The organism is Pseudooceanicola sediminis (assembly GCF_003575965.1).
Lineage (GTDB): Bacteria > Pseudomonadota > Alphaproteobacteria > Rhodobacterales > Rhodobacteraceae > Pseudooceanicola > Pseudooceanicola sediminis.
On sequence record NZ_QWJJ01000010.1, the window covers coordinates 108,275 to 131,354 of the forward strand.

Below are 23,080 nucleotides of genomic sequence, written 5' to 3' on the forward strand. Positions count from 1 at the left end.
GCAATTTTTCACCGTTCGCTTACCGTCGAGATACCGTCAGGATACCGACGTCGAAATTCTGTTATTTCAAAGGCTTGCGTGGTCCGCACCGACATCCCTCAGATCATCCGCTTGATCGCCGCGACATGGGTCGTCTCGGCGGCCATCACATCCGTCGTCAGCATCAGCGCCGCATCGACCACGTCGCCATCGACAATCCGGTCGATCAGGCCGAACCACAGCGCCTCCTGTGCCGTTATCCTTTGCCCGCCCATCAGGATCAGCTTGGCGCGGGCCGGACCGACCAGCGCGACCAGCCGCCCCGGGTCCGACGGCTGTGGCAGAAAGCCGAGCCGCATCACCGGATAGAACAGGCGCGCGTCCGGTACGGCGATCCGCAGGTCACAGGCCAGCGCCATCCCCATCGCGCCCCCCGCCAGCGTGCCGTTCAGCGCCGCGATGGTCAGGCCCTGCACCGCCGCGACACCCGCCGAAAGACGCTCCCAAAGGGGCGAGACGCCAAGGCCCTTCCGAGCGGCCTCCAGATCGGCGCCCGCGCTAAAGACCGCGCCGGTCCCGGTCAGGATAACCGATTGCGCCTTCTGTATCTTTTCAACGATATTGCACAGGGTTTCCAACATCTCCGGCGTCAGGGAATTGGCCTTTTCGGGGCGGTCGATGGTCACGATCCACTGCCCCGGGGCCCGTTCCTGGTGCCGGATCACCTGCCCAGACCCAGCCGTGCGCGCAGCGCCTCGTCGCGCAAAGACAGCTCTTCGCCAAGGTGCGCATCGGACGCCGGATCACACATCCACAGCAGCGCACGCGCAGGCCATTCGGCGGGAATATGAGCCTCCCAATCCAGTTCGCTGACCGGGTTGACGCCGCTGGCCTTGATGTCGCGTTGCATCTGCGTCGCCACCGTTCCGGGGCTGAGGCCCATCACCCGCAGCCCCTTGTCCACGCCCTCCAGGTGCGCCGATTTCGTCAGCATCGCGGCGCCGGCCTTTGACGCGCAATAGGCGCTCCAGCCCTCCAGCGCGTTGTGCGCCGCGCCCGACGAAACGGTCAGGATGGTGCCGCCCCCGGCGGCCATCATCACCGGCATCGCGGCCCGCATCCCATTGAAAACGCCCTTGATATTGATGTCGATGACGTGCCCCCATTCGTCCGGGTCGGCCTCGGCCAGCGGCGCGATGGGCTTCAGGATACCCGCGTTGTTGATCAGCACGTCGAGGCCGCCGAAGGTCTCGGTGACCATCTTGATCGCGGCCTCGACCTCCCAGTATCGCGACACGTCGCAGGGAATGGCCACCGCCGCCCGGCCGATCTCTCCGGCGAGAGCCGCGATCTCTTCCTCGCTGCGCGCCAGCAGGGCGACCCTGGCCCCGGCGGCGGCAAAGGTGCGCGCCGCCGCGGCGCCAATGCCCCGGCTGGCGCCCGTGATCATCACCGTCTTTCCCGTCAGATCCGTCATCTGGAGTCTCTCCTGCCATTTGGCCCGTCACGGGCCTGTCTGTCGGCGCGACCCGTCCGGTGCGCCTTTGCCCCAGAGGTAGCGAAGCGCCGCACCACGGTCCACCCCGCACCGGCGTATCGCATGCGTTCAGACCGGCGGTTCTGCGCGGTCCGCCCCCACGATGGGCAACCCTGCTTGACCGCATCCCCCCTGCCAGCAACACTGTGCCCATCCGCAGGAGGATCCGATTTGTTCATGCGCACACCCCTCGTCATCAGCGGCCTGTTCCTGGCCCAAGCCTTTGCCACGCCAGCATTTTCCCTTACACCCGAGGAGGTCTGGACCGAATGGAACACCGCGCTGGACGGCTCCGGCATCCATGTCACCGCCGATGTGGAGCGTCTGGACCAGCAGATGAACATCACGCATCTGACGCTCCGCCTGCCCCCCGATGACGAGGGCGGATCGGCCGAGCTCAGCCTCGGCGGCATCACGCTGGCGCCGGTGGGGGACGGCACGGTGCGGATAACGCTGGAACCCGACACGCCCTTTGCGCTGACCACCCCCGGCCCGACGCTGCGCGGTCATTACGCACAGGCCGGATTCGTCATGACGGCCAGCGGCGCACCGGGCGACACCGACTATGCCTACCGGGCGCAGACGCTGAACCTGCGCATCGATGAAATGTCCGGCCCCGACGGGGCGGTGCAACAGATGCAGCCCCCCATCACGTTGATCGCCGATGCGCCCTCGGGTCAGGCCAGCCTCGGCACGCGGGACAGGATCAGCCTGACCCAATCCTCGGCCATCGACAGCCTGCGGGTCTCGGTCCAGCAAACGGACCCCAAGGTCGGTGACCTGTCACTGAACCTGATGGCCAAGACGTTGAAATCCGACACGGAAAGCTGGATCGACCCGGCCCGCGTCGCCCAGGACGGTCTGCGTGCCGCGCGCCATTATTCCAGTGCGCAAAGCTTTGGCGCGGCTGACATGCAGTTCAGTCTGGTCGATGGAAGTGACAGTTTGTACCTGCAATCCGACAGCCAGGGCGGCCAGTCCACCACCACCCTCGATGGCACCGGCCTCAGCTATGACATGACCGCTTCGCAAACCACGCTGGGGGTGCGCGGCAGCGACATACCCTTTGCGTTGCAGACATCGATCGGTCAGGTGCGCGCTGCCGCCAGTGGCCCCACCCAGCCGCAGGACAGCCCCCAACCCTTCAGCCTGACCGTCGCACTGGATCAGGTCACCCTGCCCGATATCGCCTGGGCCATCCTGGATGCCACCGGCAAGCTGCCACGCGATCCCATTTCGCTGACGCTTGAAATGACAGGCGAGGGGCGCCTGCTGGCCAATGATCAACCGCCGGAAATCACCTCGCTGAACGTTGAAAACTTTGACCTGCGCGGACTTGGCGCCCAGATCAGCGCCGACGGCGCGTTCGACGCCGATCCCGCGCAGCGCAGCCGCTTTGGCGCGTATCCCAAGTTCACCGGCCAGCTCAACGTCCGGGCAAAAGGCGTGATGTCCGTGATCCAGACGCTGACCAGCACCGGCATCCTGCCGCCCAGTGTCGGTTTTTCCTCGGCGCTTTATGCCGGGATGTTCGCGCGCCAGGTCAACGGCCCCGACGATCTGGCAACGACGCTCAAGGTTACGCCCGACGAAGAGATCATGATCAATGGGCAGGTTATCTCTCCCTGATCCCGTCGCAGCAGGTGCAATCGCTCCGCGACCCTCAGCCGCCTTGATCCGCTGCCCCCCAGCGGCTAGGTCAGGGGCAGTCTTCCTTGAGGGTTCCCATGTCGCAATCACTGGCCGATCTCACACATAAGCTGCTGGAGGCCGCGCGCGCGGCCGGGGCCGATGCGGCGGATGCCCTGTCGCGCCAAGGCAGCTCGCTCTCGATCGACGTGCGCAGCGGCACTCTGGAGCACGCCGAGCGCGCCGAAGGGTTCGAGGCCGGTCTGCGGGTTTTCGTGGGCAAGCGTCAGGCCTGTGTCTCCGGCTCGGACAGTCGGCCTGAAACTTTCGCGATGATGGCCGAACGCGCCGTTGCCATGGCCCGCGAAGCGCCCGAGGATGCCCATATCGGCATTGCGGACCCGGATCAGCTCTCGGCACGACGCGACGCCGAAGGGCTTGAGATGTATGACAATTCGCCCGAACCCGACCCGGCCCAATTGCAGGACGACGCGATGCGTGCCGAGGCCGCGGCCCTTGCCCATGACGGCATCAGCCAGGCCGAAGCCTCGGCCGGTTACGGCGCGAGCGAGATCTACATGGCCGCGACCAACGGCTTTTCCGGCAATTACAAACGCTCGTCCCGCTCGATTTCCTGCGTCGCGATCGCCGGCACCGGTGCTGCGATGGAACGCGACTATGACGGCGATGGACGGGTGTTTCAGGCGGATCTGCGCAGCCCGGACGAGATCGGGGCGCTTGCCGCGGAACGTGCCCTGCAACGCATCGGCGCCACGGCTCCGAAAACCGGGGCCTATCCGGTATTGTTTGACGAACGCGTCGCGGCCAGCCTGATCGGCCACCTGTGCGGGGCGGTGAACGGGGCGGCAATCGCGCGCGGCTCGTCCTTCCTCAGCGACCGGCTGGGGCAACAGGTGCTGCCCACCGGCATGTCGCTGATCGAGGACCCGCTGCGCAAACGCGTCGGCAATTCGCGCCCCTTCGACGCCGAAGGTCTGGCCACCGCGCGCCGCGAAATCGTCTCGGACGGTATCCTGACCGGCTGGACGCTCGACCTCGCCACCGCGCGCAAGCTGGGCATGACCTCTACCGCCAATGCCGCGCGCGGTCTGTCGTCGCCACCGTCGCCGTCGAACTGGAACCTGTCGCTGACACAGGGCAGCGCGACCCGCGCCGACCTGATCGCTCAGATGGGCACCGGGCTGTTGGTCACGTCGATGATCGGGTCGACCATCAATCCCAACACCGGCGATTATTCCCGTGGCGCGGCCGGTTTCTGGGTGGAGAACGGCGAAATCATCAGGCCGGTCAACGAATGCACCATCGCGGGCAATTTGCGCGACATGCTGCAACGGCTGATCCCGGCAAACGATGCCAAGACATGGCGCGCCACTGTCGTGCCGTCGCTGCTGGTCGAAGGGATGACGATTGCGGGGTCCTGAGGCGGGTACAGACGACCTCGATCTGCTGATCGACGCCGCCCTTGCTTCGGGCGAGATCGCGCGCGGCTTTGCCCAGCGGGGCTATCAGACATGGGAAAAGGCCGACGATCAGGGCCCGGTGACCGAGGCCGACCTGGCCGTCAACACCATGCTGCACCGCGAACTGGGCGCGGCCCGCCCACATTACGGCTGGCTGTCCGAGGAAAGCCCCGACCACGACGCCCGCCTGTCGCAGGACCGCGTCTTCATCATCGACCCGATCGACGGCACCCGTGCCTTCGTCAACGGACGCGAGACATGGGCACATTCCCTTGCCGTGGCCACGGGCGGGCGCATCACCGCCGCCGTGGTCTATCTGCCGATGAAGGACCGCCTGTACGCCGCCGCCGCAGGGCGCGGCGCCACGCTGAACGGCGTGCCGATCCTGTGCACCGCCCAATCGCAGCTGTCCGGCGCCACCGTGCTGGCAGCCCGCCCGAATTTCGATGCCGCGAACTGGCGCCAGACCGTGCCCGATTTCGACCGCGTCTATCGCCCCTCGCTGGCCTACAGGCTGTCGCTGGTCGGACAGGGGCGCTTTGACGCCATGCTGACCCTGCGCCCCAGCTGGGAATGGGACATTGCCGCCGGTTCGCTGATTGTCGAGGAATCCGGTGCCATCGCGTCGGATCGGATCGGTGGCCCGCTGCGGTTCAACAACCCGCGACCGCTGCTGAATGGGGTGATCGCGGCAGGCCCCGTCTTGCACGAAAAGATGGTCGCCGAACTCGCCCCGCGTCGCCCGCGCAACATCGACGCAGCCCCCCACGGCGCGCCGACAGACAGGCCGCTGGGCGCCCCCGGCCTGCCGCCCCGGCGCGAATGACCCACCGCGCGCTCTGCGTCGCTGGTTGTTGAAACCACCGGGACAAGCCTCTGTCGGCCCAGTCACGATCAACGCTACGATCACCGTCACCATCATCTCGCGGCCCCTGCGCCCGCCCGCGCAAAGCCGCGCGCATTTTCCCCTTCCCCTTGACCCTGCGGCCCAATCTGCGCAGGTTGCGCAAAGCCATTTCCGCATCTCGCAACCCATCGTGAACAGGAGCCTGACCATGGCGCAACGCCTACACCTCGTCTTCGGAGGAGAGCTCGTCGATCCGGCCAAGAACGTCTTTCGCGACGTCGACAACCTGGATATCGTCGGGATGTTTCCCAATTACGCCAGTGCCTTCGACGCCTGGAAGGCCGCCGCGCAAAAGACCGTGGACAACGCGCACATGCGCTATTTCATCGCCCATATTCACCGCCTGCGCGATGAAGAGGTCGAAGTGTCGACCACCGAGGAACTGGGTCACTGATCCGTCATGGCGCGCACAGCCGGTTTTGCCGCCTACAAGGCCCTGACCCGTCGTGCTGCGCGCCCGCAGGCGGCAGAGGCCGCACCGCCACGCCCGCGCGGCGTCCTGATCTGGATTCACTGCCCCCTTGCCGCCCGTCAGAAAGCCGCTGAACAGCTTGCCAATCGCCTGATCGCACAGGACGAAGGCTATACCATCCTGCTCAGCTTTACCGAGGCCGGCACCCAGCCGCTGCCCGATGACCCGTCGTTGCTGCACAGCACGCTGCCCGACGATGACAGCGCCGCCGTCACCGCCTTTCTCGATCACTGGCGCCCGGATCTGCTGATCTGGATGACCGGTCACCTGCGGCCGACCCTGCTGAACCAGGCGCGCCGCCAGAACGTGCCGATGCTGCTGGCCGAAGCCGAGGAGGACGCCTTCGACGAACCGCGGTGGGGCCTGCGCGTGACCCAAAGCCGCCGTCTGCTGGCCGGATTTCACACCGTGCTGGCCAGTTCGGCCAATACCGCGCGCAAGCTGCAACGCCACGGCGTCGAACAGGCCTTGATCGAGATCACCGGCCCCTTGCAGGAAGGCGGCACGGCACTGACCTGCGACGACGCCCTGCGCGATGACCTGGCCGCGGGCCTGGCGGGACGCCCGATCTGGCTGGCGGCGATGGTCCAGCTCGAAGAACTGGAAACGGTGCTCGATGCGCATCGCCGGGCCTCGCGCCTTGCGCATCGGCTGCTGCTGGTGCTGGTCCCCGCCCGCCCCGAAGATGCCGACAGGATGGCTGAAATCATGGCGCGCGAAGGCTGGCGCGCCCTCCGCTGGTCCCGCGACGACGCCCCGCGCGAAGAAACCCAGGTGCTGCTGGCCGACGGCTGCGATGAGATGGGCCTGTGGTACCGCCTGTCGCCGGTCACCTTCATGGCCGGATCGCTGAAACGCGGCATGAAAGGGCATGATCCCTACGCGCCCGCCGCGCTCGGCTCGGCCATCCTCTACGGGCCCTTCGTGTCGCGCCATATCGCCAGCTATGCGCGTCTGTCCAAGGCGGGCGCGGCCCGGATGATCCGCGATTCCGATGGGCTGCAAAAGGCATTGTCGCGCCTGATCGCCCCGGATCAGGCCGCCACCATGGCAGCTGCGGCCTGGCAGGTCGCGACCGACGGAGCCGAGGCGACGGATCGCGTGATCGACTGGGCGCGCGCCGAACTCGACATGGCAGGTACCCGCTGATGCAGACCCCCGGGTTCTGGTTCACCCCGCCCGCGCGCCCCGCCCTGCGCGCCCGCGTCCTCGCGCCGCTCGGCCACCTCTATGGCCGCGCCACCGCCAGACGCCTTGCCGGGACCACGGGATACGACCCTGGCGTGCCGGTGATCTGCGTCGGAAACCTGAACGCGGGCGGCACAGGCAAGACTCCAACCGCGATCGACCTGCTGATGCGCCTGACCGCGCGTGGCCTGTCACCTCACTTCATCTCGCGCGGATATGGCGGCACCCTGACCGGCCCCACCCGCGTCGACCCGACCCGCCACAGTGCCGGACAAACCGGCGACGAACCCCTGCTGCTGGCCGCCTTCGCCCCCGGCTGGATCGCCCGTGATCGCATCGCAGGCGCCCGAGCAGCGACTGCGGCGGGGGCTGACGTCCTCGTGCTTGACGACGGCTTTCAGGACCCCTCGCTGCTCAAGACCCTCTCACTCGTGGTGGTCGATGCCGCCCGCGGCTTCGGCAATGGCCGCTGCCTGCCCGCGGGCCCCCTGCGCGAACCCGTCGCCCCCGGCCTCGCCCGCGCCGACCTGCTGCTCTCGATCGGCGACACCCAGGCCCAGGATACCTTCGCGGCCGCCTGGCAGCACACCATCACGCTGCCGCATCTGACGGGCCGCCTTGCCCCGCTGCAGACAGGGATGGACTGGCAGGGCCTGGACGTGCTGGCCTTCGCCGGCATCGCCCACCCGGAAAAGATCTTTGCCACCCTGCGTCAGCTCGGCGCCAATATCCGCCACGCCGAACCCCTCGCCGACCATCAGCCGCTGACCAATGCCCTTCTGGCCCGCCTGGAACGCGATGCCGCCGCCCTCGGGGCCCAGCTGGTCACCACGGAAAAGGACGCGGTCCGCCTGCCGCAAGGATTTCGCCAAAAGGTGCTGACAGTGCCGGTGCGCCTGGCGATCGACGACGCCGCGCCCCTCGACGCCGCGCTGGACCGCCTCTTCCCCGCCTAGACTTTGCGCCCGATCCCCGGTCTCACCGGCCGACAGATGTGGCCACTCCCTCACCCGACATGACCCGGAATGGCAAAAGGGGCGCGAACGCCCCTGATGTTTCCCTGTTCCAAATATCCAGCCTGCGCATCGCGAGCAGCGGGTGCTACATCAGACCTTCTGCGGCGAACAGGGCCTTCAGATCCGCTTCCGGGCGTGCGCCGTAATGGCTGATCACCTCGGCGGCCGCGACACAGCCCATCCGCCCCGATGTCTCGATATCCGCGCCGGTCGCCAACCCGTAGAGGAACCCGGACGCGAACAGATCGCCCGCGCCGGTCGCGTCGACCGGCGTGATCGCCCGCACGGGCACCGTCACGCTTTGATCGCCGCGCACGATCACCACGTCATGGCCCGAACGGGTGCAGACCACCAGGCCGCTCTCGCTCGCAGCCGTTTCCAGCGCGGCACCCAGGTCGTCGGTTTCGTACAGCGACTTCCACTCGTGCTCGTTGCCGATGACATAATCCAGCTCCTTCACCAGGCGACGGAAATCGGCCCGATGCCGGTCGACGCAAAACGGATCCGACAGCGCGATCCCGGCCATGCCTCCGGCGGAACGCACCAGCCGCGCGGCGGTCTTGAACGCTTCCTTGCCTTTGTCCTTGTCGTACAGGTACCCCTCCAGAAACAGGATCCGCGCCGAATTGCAGATTTCCTCGGGCACGTCATCAGGGCCGACCTCGGACGAAATGCCGAGGTAGGTGTTCATCGACCGCTCGCCATCCGGGCTGACGAAGATCATCGAGCGCGAGCTGGGCAACGTGCCACCGGCCACCGGTTCATTGGGAAAATCCGTGCCCCCCGCGCGGGTCTCGGCAGCATAGCTCATGCCGACATCGTCGTCGCTGACCTTGCCGATAAAGGCGGTCTTCAGACCCAGGTTGGCCACCCCGGCCACGGAATTGGCCACCGATCCGCCGGGGATCTGCCGCCGGCTCTGCATCGCGCCATACAGAACCTCGGCCCGCTCCTGCTCGATCAGCTGCATGATACCCTTTTCGATCCCCATGCTGGACAGAAAGGCATCGTCGTTCTGGCTGATCACGTCCATCACGGCATTGCCGATTCCGATCACATCATATTTGGTCATAGGTTCTTGTCCTCGTATTCACACAGATCGCGGATCAGGCAGGCCGCGCATTTGGGTTTGCGGGCGACGCAGATATAGCGCCCGTGCAATATCATCCAGTGATGAGCATGGCGTTGAAAGTCGACGGGGATATTGTCTTCAATTGCCCGTTCCACCGCCACCACGTCCTTGCCCGGTGCGATGCCCGACCGGTTGCCAAGGCGAAAGATATGGGTGTCGACCGCTTGCGCCGGATAGTGCCACCACATGTTCAGCACGACGTTGGCCGTCTTGCGCCCGACACCGGGCAGGCTCTCCAGCGCGGCGCGCGAATTGGGCACCTCGCCGCCATAGTCGTCAACCAGGATCTGCGCCATTCGGATCACGTTCCTGGCCTTGTTCCGAAACAGCCCGATCGTCTTGATATGCTCGATCAGACCCTCTTCGCCAAGCGCCAGCATCTTTTCCGGCGTGTCGGCAATCGGAAACAGGGCCCGTGTCGCCTTGTTGACCCCGGCATCGGTGGCCTGCGCCGACAGCGCGACCGCCACCAGCAGGGTATAGGCGTTCACGTGATCCAGTTCGCCCTTGGGCGCTGCCTCGGCGGCCTGGAACCGGGAAAAGATCTCCCGCAGGGTCTGATAGGGAAGTTGTCGGGCCATCCGCGTTTTCTGCCCTGAAAGCGCGATTACAACAAGTCCATTTAACCCGGCAGCAACCGCAGCCCCCCATTGTGGTGGCGGAGGTCGCGACATGCACGATTCACACCCGATTTTACCGCAGTTCTTTCCCAGAAAGGCCCGCAACGCCCCGGCGCAGTCCCGGCAGTTCCCCCCGATTTCGGGCCTGGGGCCGGGCACCATGGTCCTGACCCTGGACGGAGAGATGCCGGTTGAATGGCTGGCGGCGGGGGATCGCATCCTGACGCGCGATCGGGGATCGCAGCCGATCCTGCACATTGCGCGCCTGCATCGCACGCCCGAAGATCGCCCCTTGCCGACCCCGATGACCTTTCTGCGCGGCGAAATCGGCCCGCAGGGCGCGCTCAGCGAAAAGGTCCGCGTCGCCCCCGGCCACCGCGGCCTGATCCGCCGCCCCGAGGTCGCGCTCAGCCTCGGCTCGCAAGAGGCTCTTGCCCGATTTGAGGAGGTGTCGCGGCGCAACCGCAGCCGCCCTGACCCCAGCATGGGCGGCCTGACCTACCACCTCATCGTGATGGAGCATCACGAGATCATCAATGTCGGCTCTCTCTGGGTGGAAACGACCGACCCGGCGATGGCCGCGCGCCTGGATCTGCCCCCTGCCGTGCGGCGGGCCACGGCGTTGCTGGAACCGGATGCCCCCACCGCACGGCACTGCCTGTCCCGGTCGGAGGCACAGCTGATCCGCCAGAAATGCCCGCCGCAGCTGACGCTGCTGGACCTTCTGGCGGCCTGAGCGGCCCCGCCCGCGCTTCCCTGCATCTTTCCCGCAAGAACCGGGTCGCGCGATGGCGGCGCCGGGCCTATTCTGGACCTGTCCGATCCAGAAAGGCCCGCCATGCCCGACCCCGCCCGCACCCCAACAGCCGCCCCGCCACCGAACGGGGCCCCCAACCCGTCGCGCGCCTCCACCACCGGGCCGAGACCCGCTGTCGCGCCAGATGCTGGCCCAGATCTTGCCCCCGATGCCGCCCCGGAGGCCGCCTCGGAGTCCGGCGCAGATGCCAGTCCGCAGCATGGCTATCACTATGCCCTGATGCGCCGCGCGATGAATCTGATCGACAGCGCGGAAACCCCGCTAAACCTGTCCGACCTCGCATCGCAAATGGGAATGAGCACGGCACATTTCCAACGCCTGTTCTCGGCCTGGGTCGGGGTCTCGCCCAAGCGCTACCAACAGTACCTCGCCCTGAACCACGCCCGCGATCTGCTGACACGCCGCCATTCCACCCTGCAAACGGCGCTGGAAACCGGGCTGTCAGGGTCGGGCCGCCTGCATGACCTGTTCCTGCGATGGGAAGCGATGAGCCCTGGCGAATATGCCCTTGGGGGCGCGGGCCTGACGATCCGCTGGGCCGACATGGCGACCCCCTTTGGCGCGGCACTGGTCATGGCCACCGAAAAGGGCCTGTGCGGTATCGCCTTCACCGCCGAGACCGGGCGCGACGCCGCCTGGGCCGATATGACAGCGCGCTGGCCTGCGGCACAGTACGTCCAGGATGCAGCGCATGTCGCACAACTGGCCGAACCCGCCTTTGCCCGCCGCGGCGAAACCCGGCTTCACATGCTCGGCGCGCCGTTTCAGATCAAGGTATGGGAGGCCCTGCTGGCGATTCCCAGCGGCCATGTCAGCACCTATTCCGACCTCGCGCAGGCCGTCGGCACCCCCCGTGCCGTGCGCGCCGTCGGCACCGCCGTGGGTCGCAACCCGGTCAGTTTCCTGATCCCCTGCCACCGCGCCATCCGCAAGTCCGGCGGCCTTGGCGGGTATCACTGGGGCCTGCCGGTGAAACGCGCCATGCTGGCCTGGGAAAGCGCCCGCGACGACGCCGGGTCAGCCCCCGCGACCGGCAGGTAAACGCCGGTCGGAGATTCATTTCACAAAAGCGGAAACCTGCCGAGCTTTCATGCGTTAGTGATTGGGAGCGACGTGGCAATGCGATATGCCATGCGCACGTTTGGGCCGCGGGAGGCGGTCGAAAAATTTTGAAGAGGCAGCTATGCACCTTATGAAAACGACGACCTTTGCCTTTGCCGGCTCTGCAATGATCCTGCTGTCGGCCTGTGCCAACCCCAATGACGGCTATCAGAACACCCGCACCGGCGCGGGCACGGGCGCGCTTCTGGGCGCGGCCCTCGGTGCCGTCGTCAGCGAAGACAAGGGCAAGGGTGCCGCGATCGGTGCCGTTGCCGGTGGCCTGGCAGGTGGTGCCTACGGCTCCATGCTGGACAAGCAGGAAGCGGAACTGCGCAACCAGCTGGGCAACAACGTCCAGATCGTCAACACGGGCGACCGCCTGGTCGTGACCATGCCGCAGGACATCCTGTTCGCAACAGACAGCGCCAGCCTGCGCCCCGACCTGACGTCGGACCTGCGCACCGTCGCACAGTCGCTGAACCAATATCCGAACACGACCGTTCAGGTGATCGGCCACACCGACAACACCGGTACCGCCGCCTACAACCAGGACCTGTCGCAGCGCCGCGCCGCATCGGTGGCCAGCACGCTGATCAACTATGGCGTCTCGGGCGCCCGCGTTCAGGCCTATGGCCGTGGCGAAGATCAGCCGCGCGCGTCGAACCTGTCGCCGGAAGGTCGCCAGCAGAACCGTCGCGTCGATATCGTGATCCTGCCGAGCGCCTGATCCTTCGACGCCCTGCCGAATCTGAAACGCCCCGCCCGAAAGGACGGGGCGTTTTCCTTTGCGCGCTCAGCTGCCCCGATAGGTCGAAAAGCCGAAGGGCGAAATCAACAGCGGCACGTGATAATGGCTGTCCTCGTCGGAAATGCCAAATCGGATCGGCACCACGTCGAGGAACCGCGGCTCCTCCGGCGGTACGCCACAGGCATCCAGATACGCGCCGGCGTGGAACTCCAGCTCATATTGACCGGCCATGAAATGCGCCGCGGGCAGGATCGGGCTGTCGGTGCGCCCATCCGCATTGGTCGTCATTCGCGCCAGTTCATCGCGTGCGCCGCCGACAAGGCGGAACAGAACGATCTGCATGTCTGCGGCCGGAACGCCCCGCGCCGTATCAAGAACATGCGTTGTCAGGTAGCCTGTCGCCATTCCTGTCCCTTTCCCCAAAATTCGCTTGAAACCCCGTGGCAGCCGTGACGAATATGCGCCGGCCCCCGGGGCCCGCCCCAACGTACAGACGGAGACAAAGCACATGAACCGCTATCCGCGCAACCTGATCGGACACGGCCCCACCCCTCCTGATGCGCAATGGCCCGGCGGCGCCAAGGTCGCGGTCTCCTTCGTGCTGAACTACGAAGAGGGCGGCGAAAACAATATCCTGCACGGCGATGCTGCCTCCGAGGCGTTCCTGTCCGAGGTCATCGGCGCGGTGCCATGGGAAGGCAAACGTCACTGGAACATGGAATCCGTCTATGAATACGGCGCCCGCGCAGGCTTCTGGCGGCTGCACCGCCTGTTCACCGGGGCCGATATTCCGCTCACCGTCTACGGTGTCACCACGGCCCTTGCCCGCAGCCCCGAACAGGTCTGGGCGATGCAGGAAGCAGGCTGGGAGGTCGCGAGCCACGGCCTGAAATGGATCGAGTACAAGGACGCCCCGGAGGAGGTCGAACGCGCCGACATGATCGAGGCGATCCGCCTGCACAAGGAGCTTACGGGCGAGGCCCCGCAGGGCTGGTACACCGGGCGCTGCTCGATGAACACGGTGAAACTCGCCGCTGAATTGGGCATGAAATGGGTCTCCGATACCATTGATGACGACCTGCCCTACTGGCTGACCACGGACGGCCACCAGACGCTGGTGATCCCCTACACGATGGACGCCAATGACATGCGCTTTGCCGTGCCCGCAGGGTTCGGCGGCCCGGATCAATTCTACGAACACCTGAAAAACACCTTCGACGTGCTGTATGAAGAGGGCGAGGCAGGCAGCCCCAAGATGATGTCGATCGGGATGCACTGCCGCCTGCTGGGGCGTCCCGGTCGCATCGCCGCGCTTCAGAAATTCGTCGAGTACGCGCAGGCGAAAGGCGACGTCTGGTTCCCCCGCCGCATCGACATCGCAAATCACTGGGCCGCCGTGCATCCCCCCGTGATCCCTGCCCTGATCCCCAGCCAGATGGATTGCGACGACTTTGTCGCCAGCTTCGGCGGGATCTACGAACATTCGCCCTGGATTGCCGAGCGCGCGTTCGCGCTGGAGCTTGGCCCCGCCCACGATACCCCCATCGGCGTCTGGAGCGTTCTGGCCCGCGCCTTCCGCTCTGCCAGCCACGCCGAACGCCTTGGTGTATTGCAGGCGCACCCCGACCTTGCCGGAAAACTGGCCGCCGCCAAACGCCTGACGGCCGAAAGCACCTCGGAACAGGCCAGCGCCGGCCTCGACTCCCTGACCGATGAGGAGCGCGTGTTCTTTCAGGAAAAGAACACCGCCTATCAGGAAAAATTCGGCTTTCCCTTCATCATCGCCGTCAAGGACACCGACAAGGCGGGCATCATCGCCGCCTTCACCGCGCGCCTTGCAAATGACGCCGAGACCGAATTTACCACGGCCTGCGCTCAGGTTGAACGCATTGCCTATCACCGATTGAAGGATCTGCTGTGACCCGCAGCTATTACACCCCCCGCGGCGGCCTGCCCGGACAAGGCGAACGCCACTACGATCCCGCCCGCTTTACCACCGCCTACGCGATCATCCCCGCCGCCTGCATGAGCGATATCGTCACCTCGTTCCTGCCCGGCTGGACCGGTTGCCGCGCCTGGATCATCGCGCGGCCCCTGTCGGGGTTCGCGGAAACCTTCGCGCAGCTGATCGTCGAACTGGCGCCCGGCGGCGGCAGCACCACCCCCGAACCCGACGCGGGCGCGCAGGGCGTTATCTTCGTCACCGACGGCACCCTGACCCTGACACTCGACGGCGCGGTGCATCGGCTGACCCCCGGCGGCTATGCCTATCTGCCCCCCGGCGCCGACTGGCAGGTCACCAACGACACGGAGGCCACCACCAGCTTTCACTGGGTCCGCAAGCGCTATGTCGCCGCGCCGGGGATCGCGACGCCGACCGCCTTCACCAGCCACGACGATGCCCATGACCCCATCCCGATGCCCGGCACCAACGGCACCTGGGCCACGACCCGCTTTGTCGAGCCGAGCGACCTGCGCCACGACATGCACGTCAATATCGTGACCTTCCTGCCCGGTGGCCGCATCCCCTTTGCCGAAACCCACATCATGGAACACGGCCTCTACGTGCTTGAGGGGCGTGCGCGCTACCTGCTCAACACCGACTGGGTCGAGGTGGGCCCCGGCGATTTCATGTGGCTGCGCGCCTTCTGCCCGCAGGCCTGCGAACAGATCGGTGACGCGCCCTTCCGCTACCTGCTCTACAAAGACGTGAACCGCCACCCGGAGCTGACGCTGTGACCCTGCTCCAGATCAGGGCCGAACCGCTGACCGAACAGGCCTTCGCCCCCTTCGGGGATGTCCTTGCCATCAGCGGCCCGGTGGACAAGGTGATCAATGCCGGCATGTGCGACCGCTACCACGACCGCGCCCGCCTCGATTTCGGGGATCGGGGCCGCGCCGGCATCTCGATCTTCAAGGCGCAGGCCCGCAGCCTGCCCTACACCTGCGATCTGCTGGAGCGTCACCCCGACGGCTCCCAGGCCTTCATCCCGATGTCGCAGGCACCCTGGATGGTGATCGTCGCCCCCGACGCGGGCGGCACCCCCGGCGCCCCGCGCGCCTTCCTTCCCGCCCCCGGTCAGGGCGTGAACTTCCTGCGCGGCATCTGGCACGGAGTGCTGACGCCGCTGGCAGAACCCGGTCTCTTCGCGGTCATCGACCGCATCGGAGACACGACCAACCTACAAGAGCACTTCCTAGACCGGCCATTTACTGTAACCTCCTGACCCAGTGCCCCGGCAACAGGGGCGCATCGATAAGATCGAAGGGACAGAAGATATGGTCGACACATCCATGGGCACGCCGGACCAACGGCGTGACCCGAACTACACACCACCGCTTGCCAAGGCGATACCCCTCGGAATCCAGCACGTCCTGGCGATGTTCGCCTCCAACGTCACACCCGCGATCATCATCGCAGGCGCGGCAGGCTTCGGCTTCGGCTCGGATCAGGGCGCCCTCGGCTTTCCCGACATGGCCTACATGATCCAGATGTCGATGCTGTTCGCAGGCGTCGCCACGCTGTTCCAGACCATCGGCTTCGGCCCCGTGGGCGCGCGCCTGCCCATCGTTCAGGGCACCTCCTTCGCCTTCCTGCCGGTGATGATCCCGGCGGTCGCAGGGCAAGGCACAGCTGGCATGGGCGCGCTGATGACCGGCATCATGATCGGCGGGCTGTTCCACTTCTGCCTCGGCAGCGTGATCGGCCGCATCCGCTTTGCCCTGCCGCCACTGGTCACCGGCCTGATCGTGCTGATGATCGGCCTCGCGCTGCTGAAAACCGGCATCCAATATGCGGCAGGCGGCGTCCCCCTTGTCGGCACACCCGAATTCGGCTCGGCCGCAATGTGGATTCCGGCCCTCGTGGTGATCGTGGTGTCCCTCGCCCTCAGCTTCTTCGCACGCGGCCTGCTCTCGGTCTCCGCCGTCCTCGTCGGCCTGCTGGCAGGCTACGTCGTTGCCCTGCTGATGGGCCAGGTCACCTTCTCGGGCGTCTCCCGCGCCCCGGTTTTCGACCTGCCCAACCCGCTCATGTGGGGCGTCGGCTTCGACCCCGCGATCATCGTCGGCATGTGCTTCATGGCGGTGATCTCGGCAATCGAAACGGTCGGCGACGTCTCCGGCATCACCAAGGGCGGCGCCGGGCGTGAGGCAACGGACACCGAGATCTCCGGCGCCACCTACGCCGACGGCCTCGGCTCCGCCATCGCCGGTGTCTTCGGCGGCCTGCCCAACACGTCGTTCAGCCAGAACGTCGGCCTGATCTCGATGACAGGGGTGATGAGCCGCCATGTCGTCACCATCGGCGCGGTCTTCCTGATCCTCTGCGGCGTGATCCCGAAATTCGGCGCCGTCGTCTCCACCGTGCCGATCAACGTCCTCGGCGGCGGTGTCGTGGTGATGTTCGGCATGGTCGCCGCCGCAGGCATCAACATGCTGTCGGACGTCGCCTGGAACCGCCGCAACATGGTCATCTTCGCGGTCTCGCTCTCGGTCGGCTTCGGCCTGCAACTCGAACCGACTGCCCTGCAACACCTGCCGCGCACGCTGCAAATCCTGCTGACCTCGGGCCTGCTGCCCGCCGCGGCCCTCTCGATCATCCTCAACCTGCTCCTGCCGGACCACATGGACTGAGCGCCCCCGGCTCTCTCATCTGGCCGGAAATACCCCCCGCCGGAGGCAAGGGCGCGCCGCAAGGCGCGCCCTTTTCACGTCTCCAGCCCCCTCAGATCCGTTCGATGGCCAGCGCAATCCCCTGCCCGCCGCCGATGCACATGGTGATCAAGGCGCGCCCGCCACCCGTGCGCTCCAGCTCGTACAGTGCCTTGACGGTGATGATCGCGCCGGTCGCACCCACCGGGTGCCCCAATGCAATCGCGCCGCCATTCGGGTTCACGCGGGCCGCGTCCAGCCCCAGCCCGGCGTTCACCGCCAGCGCCTGCGCCGCAAAGGCCTCGTTGGACTCAACGACATCGAAATCCGCCACGCTCAGCCCGGTGCGCTTCAACAGCGCCTGCACCGCCGGGATCGGCCCGACGCCCATGACCTCGGGGCGCACCCCGGCATGGGCATAGCCCAGCACCCGTGCGCGCGCCACCAGACCGGCGCGCTCCGCCGCATCGGCGCGCGCCAGCACCAGCGCCGCCGCCCCGTCGTTCAACCCCGAGGCATTGCCCGCCGTGACCGAGCCATCCTTCTGGAACGCTGGCTGCAGCCCCGCCAGCGCCTCGGCGGTGGTCTTGGGCTTCACATGTTCGTCGACCTCGAAATGCACGCTCTGCCGCTTCACACGGGTCTCGACCGGCACGATCTGCTCTGCGAAATACCCCGCCTCGATGGCCGCCGCCGCGCGCCGCTGGCTCTCCAGCGCAAAGGCATCCTGTGCCGCGCGGCTCACACCATGCTCGGCGGCGACGTTTTCCGCCGTCACGCCCATGTGGCCGGTGCCGAACGGGCAGTTCAACGTGCCCAGCAGCATGTCCAGGGTGCGCACGTCGCCCATCTTGGCCCCCCAGCGTTGGTCGGGCACGATATAGGGCGCGCGACTCATGCTCTCGGCCCCCCCGGCCAGCGCGAAATCCGCGTCGCCCAGGGCCAGCGCCTGCACCATCGACACGATGGCCTGCGCCCCCGATCCGCACAGCCGGTTGACGTTCATCGCCGGGGTGGTGTCGGGAATGCCAGCCTGCATCGCGGCGACACGGCCCAGGTACATGTCCTGCGGCTCCGTGTTGATGACCTGGCCATAGGCCACATGGCCGATCTGGCCGCCCTCGACCCCCGCACGTTCCAGCGCCGCGCGGGCCACGATGGTGCCCAGCTCCACCGGCGGCACAGCCGACAGGCTGCCGCCAAAGGTGCCGATGGCGGTGCGGGCACCGCTCAGGATGACGATATCGTCCATGATCTTTCCTCCCTCAAACCTCGCTTGCCTGTCTTGCAAACCTTGCTTGCCTGTCTTGCCCGGCCCATCACCGCCACGCAACAGATCCGCCGAATGACGTTACGTGGCGGGCCGCAGCGGCACCCGGCCACTGTCCTCCAGCACGAAACACTCCCGCCCTTCAAAGACCGCCGCCGTCAGGAATCGCGGCCCGCCATTGGCCCCTGCCCCGGTATCCAGGTTGATGCGATTGCCGAAATGCATTGGCCGTTCCATGATCGTGTGCCCATGCACCACCAGCCAGGGATGCGGGCGGACATAATCCTCGAACCCCGGCCCCCGGATCCACGTCAGATCGGAAATCGTCTGTTCCACCAGCGGCACCTCGGGGCGGATGCCCGCGTGTACGAACAGCAACTCGCCACGCTCGGCCCAGAACGGTGTCTCGTTCAGAAAGTCACGATGCGCCGCCGGCACCAGCGCCCGCGCCTCGGCCCAGATCTCGGACAGGGCGCGCCCTTCGGCCACGTCCACGCCATAGCTCTGCATCGTCGCCAATCCGCCCAGGCGGCGATGCGTCCAGGCCAGATCGCTCTTGATCTCCGCGTGCCAGACCACGCCGCCGGTCAGGAACTTGCGGAACATATCGTCGTGATTGCCCCGAATCGCCGTCCAGTTGCGCCCCTCGGCAATGCCTGCGCGCACCCGCTCGATCACCTCGCGGCTGTGCGGCCCCCGGTCGACCAGGTCCCCCAGAAAGATCAGCTCATCCGCGCCGCCCGGCCCGGTCTGCCCGCCATCGGCCTCGATCCTGGCCAGTGCCGCCTCCAGCATCTCGATCTGTCCGTGAATGTCTCCAATGGCATAGATGCTCATGACACCGCTCCTGCTGCTGCGCCGCGAAGGAAGCAGCTTTCGCCCCCGATGGCCAGAGGCGCGCGCCCGAAAGTGACCGCGTTCTGCGGCGCAATATTTCGTGCTTTGTCGCCGCAGGTCCCGGCAGTAGAAAAGCGCAGCATCCTCAAGACCAACCGAAGGATGCACCCCAACGGGAGGACACCCATGAAAGGCATTTCCTACCTCTTTTTCGTTGCTGCCACGATCTGCGCCGTCGTCGGCATGGGCTGGGGCATCCAGATGTCTGCCAGCGGCGACCATATGCTCAGCCCGGCCCATGCGCACCTGAACCTGATCGGCTGGGTCAGCATGGCGATCTTCGGCATCTACTACCACGTCACGCCCAAGGCCGCGCTTGGCATGCTGCCGAAACTCCACCTCGGCCTCGCCATCCTCGGCGTCATCACCATCGTTCCCGGCATCGTCATGGCAATCAACGCGACCGGAGAGGCGCTGGCCAAGATCGGCTCGGTACTGACCATCCTGTCGATGATCCTCTTCCTGGTCATCGTGCTGACCAAGGGCCGCGACACCAGCACCTGACCTGTCAACATACGAAAAGGGCCGCCCCAACCGGGACGGCCCTGTCGTCAATGTCGCTCGATCAGCCGATCAGGCCATGGTGAATTCCAGCGGGCGCACCTGCTCGAACAGACCCGTGGCCTTCAGCGCCTCGACCGCGTCCGGCTTGGCCTTCTCGTCAAGATACAGAACCGCAATCGCCTGACCGTTGGCCGCAGCGCGCCCCAGCGTAAAGTTGGCGATGTTCTGACCCTTTTCGCCCAGCACAGACCCCAGCGTCCCGATGGTACCGGGGGTGTCGATGTTGGTGGTATAGAGCATGTGCGGCCCGACCTCGGCATCGATGTTGATGCCCTTGATCTGGATAAAGCGCGGCTTGCCATCGCTGAACACCGTGCCCGCGATCGACCGTTCCCGCGTCGGGGTCTTGATCGTCACCTTGACGTAGCCATCGAAGGTGCCCGATTTCGCCTGATTGGTGGTGCTGATCTTGATGCCACGCTCCTTGGCGACAACCGGTGCGGACACCAGGTTCACGTCCGGGTTGGCCTTTTTCATGATCCCCGCCACGACCGAACAGTTCAGCGCGGGCAGGTTCATCTCGGCCACGACACCATCATACAGGATGTTGATCGCCGTGATCGGCTCGTCCGTCAGCTGGCCGATAAAGCTGCCGAGGTGCCCCGACAGGGCAACCCAGGGGCCCATGACCTTGGCCTCTTCGGCGGTCATCGACGGCATGTTCAGCGCGTTTTCCACCGCGCCGTCCAGCAGATAGTTCGCCATCTGCTCGGCCACCTGAAGGGCGACGTTTTCCTGCGCCTCCGTGGTCGCGGCGCCAAGGTGCGGCGTGCAGACGACATTGGGCAGGTTGAACAGCGGGTTTTCCTTGGCAGGCTCCTCGGCAAAGACGTCAAAGGCCGCGCCCGCGACATGGCCGTCCTTCAGCAGTTCGGCCAGGGCAACCTCGTCCACCAGACCGCCACGGGCGCAGTTGATGATGCGCACGCCCTTCTTGGTCTTGGCCAGGTTTTCACGGCCCAGGATGTTCTTTGTCGTGTCGGTCAGCGGCACGTGCAGCGTGATGAAATCGGCACGCTTCAGCAGCTCGTCCAGCTCGACCTTCTCGACACCCATCTGCTTGGCTTTTTCAGCGCCAAGGAAGGGGTCATAGGCGACAACCTTCATCTTCAGGCCCAGTGCCCGGTTGCACACGATGCCACCGATGTTGCCTGCGCCGATCACGCCCAGGGTCTTGCCGGTCAGCTCGACGCCCATGAACTTGGATTTCTCCCATTTGCCGGCGTGGGTCGAGGCGCTGGCCTCCGGGATCTGGCGCGCCACGGCAAACATCATCGCGATGGCGTGTTCCGCCGTCGTGATCATGTTGCCGAACGGCGTGTTCATGACGATCACGCCCTTCTTGGAGGCCGCTTCCTTGTCGATATTGTCAGTGCCGATCCCGGCACGGCCAATCACCTTCAGGTTGGTGGCATTCTCCAGGATCTTCTCGGTCACCTTCGTGGCCGAGCGGATGGCAAGACCATCATACTGGCCAATGACCTCGGCCAGCTTGTCCTTGTCCTTGCCAAGGGTCGGTTCGAAATCAACCTCGATGCCGCGATCCTTGAAGATCTGAACGGCGGCGTCGGAAAGGCTGTCGGAAATGAGTACGCGGGGGGCCATCGGCGGGCTCCTTGAATATATCTGTCAGGGGGGAAGGCAGGCGGGGATTTCCCCGCCCTGCCCTTGGGCCGTGTCGCGCGGCGCGGGGATCACACCCGCCGCGCGACACCAGCCTTCATGCCGCTTCGGTCTGCTCTTGCAGGCAGGCCTCAAACGCCCATTTCAGCCAGAGCGTCAGCGCTTCGACATCCGACGCTTCAACCGTCGCGCCACACCAGATCCGCAGACCGGCCGGGGCATCGCGATAGGCACCCACGTCATAGGCCGCGTTATAGGCTTCCAGCTTCTTGGCGACAGCCTTGGCAAAGGCCGCACCGTCCTTGATGCGATCGTCGGTGAACTTCAGGCAGACGCTGGTGTTCGATCGCGTCGCAGGATCTTCGGCCAGATTGGCGATCCAGTCGTTGCGGTCGCAGAAATCCCACAGAACCTTGGCATTGGTATCGGCCCGCGCCATCAGCTTGGGCAGACCCCCGATGGATTTGCCCCACTCTAGCGCGACCAGGTAATCCTCGACCGCCAGCATGGACGGCGTGTTGATCGTCTCGCCCTTGAAGATACCCTCGATCAGCTTGCCGCCCTTGGTCATGCGAAAGATCTTCGGCAGCGGCCATGCTGGGGTGTACGTCTCCAGCCGCTCGACGGCACGAGGGCTAAGGATCAGCATGCCATGCGCCGCTTCACCGCCCATGACCTTCTGCCAGGAGAAGGTCGTCACATCCAGCTTGTCCCAGGGCAGGTCCTGAGCGAATGCGGCACTGGTCGCGTCGCAGATCGTCAGACCTTCGCGATCGGCAGGGATCTTGTCGCCGTTCGGCAGACGCACACCAGATGTGGTGCCATTCCAGGTGAACACGACGTCGGTGTTGAAATCGACCTCGTCGAAATCGACGATCTGGCCATAGTCGGCCGTCTTGACCTCGGCCTCGATCTTCAGCTGCTTGACGACATCCGTCACCCAGCCCGCACCAAAGCTCTCCCATGCGATCATCGTCGCGGGGCGCGCCCCCAGCATCGACCACATGGCCATCTCGACGGCACCGGTGTCCGAGGCGGGAACGATACCGATCTTGTAATCGGCGGGCACGCCCAGAATGGCACGCGTCTCTTCGATCGCGGCTTTCAGCTTGTCCTTGCCGACGGCAGCACGGTGGCTGCGGCCCAATGCGGCATCGGACAGCTTGTCGAGCGTGAATGTGGGGATCTTGGCACAGGGGCCAGAGGAGAAACGCGGATTTTCCGGCCGCGTTGCCGGTTTCGTCGTAGCCATTGCTAGCTATCCTTCCAGATAAGCGCCCTTCGTTGGGGAAGGGTGTCCCGCCGACGCATATACGGACGATTCGGGACCCGCGCAAGCGAGCTTATGACGCGTTCAGACCAACCAAGGTCGCTTTTGAATAAAACGCACTCTGGCCCGACGCCTATCGGAAACTTTGGCAGCTGCGCTCATAAGGGGGGCTCTGC

Annotated in this window: 23 protein-coding genes; 14 read left to right on the top strand and 9 right to left on the bottom strand. The window is 65.9% G+C overall.

The genetic code is table 11. The features are described from left to right. Positions 1 to 98: 98 nt before the first annotated feature. Both DL237_RS12635 and DL237_RS12640 read right to left on the bottom strand, forming a co-directional pair. Positions 99 to 665, bottom strand: coding sequence for an enoyl-CoA hydratase/isomerase family protein (locus DL237_RS12635; RefSeq protein WP_407691908.1), 567 nt, complete (start codon positions 663 to 665; stop codon positions 99 to 101). Positions 666 to 700: 35 nt separating this feature from the next. Continuing rightward, complete coding sequence (locus tag DL237_RS12640) at positions 701 to 1,456, bottom strand: SDR family oxidoreductase (RefSeq protein WP_119399425.1); 756 nt, start codon at positions 1,454 to 1,456, stop codon at positions 701 to 703. Positions 1,457 to 1,693: 237 nt separating this feature from the next. Between DL237_RS12640 and DL237_RS12645 the strand changes: the two genes are divergently transcribed. From DL237_RS12645 to lpxK, 6 genes are all read left to right on the top strand, one after another. Further along, positions 1,694 to 3,145 (top strand): DUF2125 domain-containing protein, encoded by a 1,452-nt coding sequence (locus DL237_RS12645; protein ID WP_147405344.1) that lies wholly within the window; start codon positions 1,694 to 1,696, stop codon positions 3,143 to 3,145. Between the two features lie 98 nt (positions 3,146 to 3,243). Continuing rightward, positions 3,244 to 4,587 (top strand): TldD/PmbA family protein, encoded by a 1,344-nt coding sequence (locus tag DL237_RS12650; RefSeq protein ID WP_119399427.1) that lies wholly within the window; start codon positions 3,244 to 3,246, stop codon positions 4,585 to 4,587. Beyond that, entirely contained in the window at positions 4,574 to 5,452 is an 879-nt protein-coding gene (locus DL237_RS12655; protein WP_119399428.1) for an inositol monophosphatase family protein, read from the top strand. Before DL237_RS12650 ends, DL237_RS12655 begins: the two co-directional genes overlap by 14 nt. Positions 5,453 to 5,681: 229 nt before the next feature. Beyond that, on the top strand, positions 5,682 to 5,927 hold the full coding sequence (locus DL237_RS12660) for a DUF4170 domain-containing protein (RefSeq protein ID WP_119399509.1): 246 nt from the start codon (positions 5,682 to 5,684) through the stop codon (positions 5,925 to 5,927). A gap of 6 nt (positions 5,928 to 5,933) precedes the next feature. After that, a complete protein-coding gene (locus tag DL237_RS12665; protein WP_119399429.1) occupies positions 5,934 to 7,154 on the top strand; it encodes a 3-deoxy-D-manno-octulosonic acid transferase in 1,221 nt (406 codons plus the stop codon). Then, positions 7,154 to 8,149, top strand: coding sequence for a tetraacyldisaccharide 4'-kinase (gene lpxK / locus DL237_RS12670; RefSeq protein ID WP_119399430.1), 996 nt, complete (start codon positions 7,154 to 7,156; stop codon positions 8,147 to 8,149). Before DL237_RS12665 ends, lpxK begins: the two co-directional genes overlap by 1 nt. Positions 8,150 to 8,294: 145 nt before the next feature. Here lpxK and DL237_RS12675 read toward each other — a convergent pair whose 3' ends face one another. Then, positions 8,295 to 9,281: an adenosine kinase gene (locus tag DL237_RS12675; protein ID WP_119399431.1), complete on the bottom strand. Its 987-nt coding sequence runs from the start codon at positions 9,279 to 9,281 to the stop codon at positions 8,295 to 8,297. Next, the gene (nth, locus tag DL237_RS12680) at positions 9,278 to 9,922 is read right to left on the bottom strand and encodes an endonuclease III (protein ID WP_119399432.1); all 645 of its coding nucleotides are present in this window, start codon (positions 9,920 to 9,922) and stop codon (positions 9,278 to 9,280) included. The genes DL237_RS12675 and nth overlap by 4 nt, the downstream gene beginning before the upstream one ends. A gap of 91 nt (positions 9,923 to 10,013) precedes the next feature. Here nth and DL237_RS12685 point away from each other — a divergent pair, with 91 nt between their 5' ends. The 3 genes from DL237_RS12685 to DL237_RS12695 all read left to right on the top strand — a co-directional run bounded on the left by DL237_RS12685 (position 10,014) and on the right by DL237_RS12695 (position 12,606). Beyond that, positions 10,014 to 10,697 (top strand): Hint domain-containing protein, encoded by a 684-nt coding sequence (locus tag DL237_RS12685; protein ID WP_119399433.1) that lies wholly within the window; start codon positions 10,014 to 10,016, stop codon positions 10,695 to 10,697. A gap of 300 nt (positions 10,698 to 10,997) precedes the next feature. Beyond that, entirely contained in the window at positions 10,998 to 11,819 is an 822-nt protein-coding gene (locus DL237_RS12690) for a methylated-DNA--[protein]-cysteine S-methyltransferase (protein ID WP_119399510.1), read from the top strand. Positions 11,820 to 11,961: 142 nt separating this feature from the next. Continuing rightward, positions 11,962 to 12,606 (top strand): OmpA family protein, encoded by a 645-nt coding sequence (locus DL237_RS12695; protein WP_119399434.1) that lies wholly within the window; start codon positions 11,962 to 11,964, stop codon positions 12,604 to 12,606. Between the two features lie 66 nt (positions 12,607 to 12,672). Here DL237_RS12695 and uraH read toward each other — a convergent pair whose 3' ends face one another. After that, entirely contained in the window at positions 12,673 to 13,032 is a 360-nt protein-coding gene (uraH, locus tag DL237_RS12700; RefSeq protein ID WP_119399435.1) for a hydroxyisourate hydrolase, read from the bottom strand. A 103-nt stretch (positions 13,033 to 13,135) separates the two neighbouring features. On the opposite strand from uraH, the gene puuE reads away from it, so the two are divergent. Genes puuE through DL237_RS12720 form a run of 4 tightly spaced genes read left to right on the top strand, consistent with a single transcriptional unit; the run spans position 13,136 to position 17,262 of the window. Then, entirely contained in the window at positions 13,136 to 14,548 is a 1,413-nt protein-coding gene (gene puuE, locus DL237_RS12705) for an allantoinase PuuE (RefSeq protein ID WP_119399436.1), read from the top strand. Next, positions 14,545 to 15,366, top strand: coding sequence for a bifunctional allantoicase/(S)-ureidoglycine aminohydrolase (locus tag DL237_RS12710; protein WP_119399437.1), 822 nt, complete (start codon positions 14,545 to 14,547; stop codon positions 15,364 to 15,366). The genes puuE and DL237_RS12710 overlap by 4 nt, the downstream gene beginning before the upstream one ends. Continuing rightward, positions 15,363 to 15,854, top strand: a complete 492-nt coding sequence (locus DL237_RS12715) for an ureidoglycolate lyase (protein ID WP_119399438.1) — start codon at positions 15,363 to 15,365, stop codon at positions 15,852 to 15,854. Before DL237_RS12710 ends, DL237_RS12715 begins: the two co-directional genes overlap by 4 nt. Before the next feature lie 52 nt (positions 15,855 to 15,906). Continuing rightward, positions 15,907 to 17,262 (top strand): uracil-xanthine permease family protein, encoded by a 1,356-nt coding sequence (locus tag DL237_RS12720; RefSeq protein WP_119399439.1) that lies wholly within the window; start codon positions 15,907 to 15,909, stop codon positions 17,260 to 17,262. A 91-nt stretch (positions 17,263 to 17,353) separates the two neighbouring features. Here DL237_RS12720 and DL237_RS12725 read toward each other — a convergent pair whose 3' ends face one another. Both DL237_RS12725 and DL237_RS12730 read right to left on the bottom strand, forming a co-directional pair. Beyond that, positions 17,354 to 18,532, bottom strand: a complete 1,179-nt coding sequence (locus DL237_RS12725; protein ID WP_119399440.1) for an acetyl-CoA C-acyltransferase family protein — start codon at positions 18,530 to 18,532, stop codon at positions 17,354 to 17,356. 99 nt (positions 18,533 to 18,631) lie between these two features. After that, complete coding sequence (locus tag DL237_RS12730; protein ID WP_119399441.1) at positions 18,632 to 19,387, bottom strand: metallophosphoesterase family protein; 756 nt, start codon at positions 19,385 to 19,387, stop codon at positions 18,632 to 18,634. 186 nt (positions 19,388 to 19,573) lie between these two features. Between DL237_RS12730 and DL237_RS12740 the strand changes: the two genes are divergently transcribed. Continuing rightward, positions 19,574 to 19,951: a hypothetical protein gene (locus DL237_RS12740; RefSeq protein ID WP_119399443.1), complete on the top strand. Its 378-nt coding sequence runs from the start codon at positions 19,574 to 19,576 to the stop codon at positions 19,949 to 19,951. A 69-nt stretch (positions 19,952 to 20,020) separates the two neighbouring features. Here DL237_RS12740 and serA read toward each other — a convergent pair whose 3' ends face one another. Then, positions 20,021 to 21,616, bottom strand: coding sequence for a phosphoglycerate dehydrogenase (gene serA, locus DL237_RS12745; protein WP_119399444.1), 1,596 nt, complete (start codon positions 21,614 to 21,616; stop codon positions 20,021 to 20,023). A 115-nt stretch (positions 21,617 to 21,731) separates the two neighbouring features. Beyond that, positions 21,732 to 22,886: a phosphoserine transaminase gene (locus DL237_RS12750; protein WP_119399445.1), complete on the bottom strand. Its 1,155-nt coding sequence runs from the start codon at positions 22,884 to 22,886 to the stop codon at positions 21,732 to 21,734. Positions 22,887 to 23,080 lie beyond the last annotated feature (194 nt).

Coding starts and splice junctions, on each gene's coding strand:
- lpxK (WP_119399430.1), top strand. CDS start 7,154: ATGCAGACCCCCGGGTTCTGGTTCACCCCGCCCGCGCGCCCCGCCCTG.
- serA (WP_119399444.1), bottom strand. CDS start 21,616: ATGGCCCCCCGCGTACTCATTTCCGACAGCCTTTCCGACGCCGCCGTT.
- DL237_RS12690 (WP_119399510.1), top strand. CDS start 10,998: ATGCGCCGCGCGATGAATCTGATCGACAGCGCGGAAACCCCGCTAAAC.
- DL237_RS12685 (WP_119399433.1), top strand. CDS start 10,014: ATGCACGATTCACACCCGATTTTACCGCAGTTCTTTCCCAGAAAGGCC.
- nth (WP_119399432.1), bottom strand. CDS start 9,922: ATGGCCCGACAACTTCCCTATCAGACCCTGCGGGAGATCTTTTCCCGG.
- DL237_RS12665 (WP_119399429.1), top strand. CDS start 5,934: ATGGCGCGCACAGCCGGTTTTGCCGCCTACAAGGCCCTGACCCGTCGT.
- DL237_RS12725 (WP_119399440.1), bottom strand. CDS start 18,532: ATGGACGATATCGTCATCCTGAGCGGTGCCCGCACCGCCATCGGCACC.
- DL237_RS12645 (WP_147405344.1), top strand. CDS start 1,694: ATGCGCACACCCCTCGTCATCAGCGGCCTGTTCCTGGCCCAAGCCTTT.
- DL237_RS12730 (WP_119399441.1), bottom strand. CDS start 19,387: ATGAGCATCTATGCCATTGGAGACATTCACGGACAGATCGAGATGCTG.
- DL237_RS12695 (WP_119399434.1), top strand. CDS start 11,962: ATGCACCTTATGAAAACGACGACCTTTGCCTTTGCCGGCTCTGCAATG.
- uraH (WP_119399435.1), bottom strand. CDS start 13,032: ATGGCGACAGGCTACCTGACAACGCATGTTCTTGATACGGCGCGGGGC.
- DL237_RS12650 (WP_119399427.1), top strand. CDS start 3,244: ATGTCGCAATCACTGGCCGATCTCACACATAAGCTGCTGGAGGCCGCG.
- DL237_RS12720 (WP_119399439.1), top strand. CDS start 15,907: ATGGTCGACACATCCATGGGCACGCCGGACCAACGGCGTGACCCGAAC.
- DL237_RS12640 (WP_119399425.1), bottom strand. CDS start 1,456: ATGACGGATCTGACGGGAAAGACGGTGATGATCACGGGCGCCAGCCGG.
- DL237_RS12750 (WP_119399445.1), bottom strand. CDS start 22,886: ATGGCTACGACGAAACCGGCAACGCGGCCGGAAAATCCGCGTTTCTCC.
- DL237_RS12675 (WP_119399431.1), bottom strand. CDS start 9,281: ATGACCAAATATGATGTGATCGGAATCGGCAATGCCGTGATGGACGTG.
- puuE (WP_119399436.1), top strand. CDS start 13,136: ATGAACCGCTATCCGCGCAACCTGATCGGACACGGCCCCACCCCTCCT.
- DL237_RS12660 (WP_119399509.1), top strand. CDS start 5,682: ATGGCGCAACGCCTACACCTCGTCTTCGGAGGAGAGCTCGTCGATCCG.
- DL237_RS12740 (WP_119399443.1), top strand. CDS start 19,574: ATGAAAGGCATTTCCTACCTCTTTTTCGTTGCTGCCACGATCTGCGCC.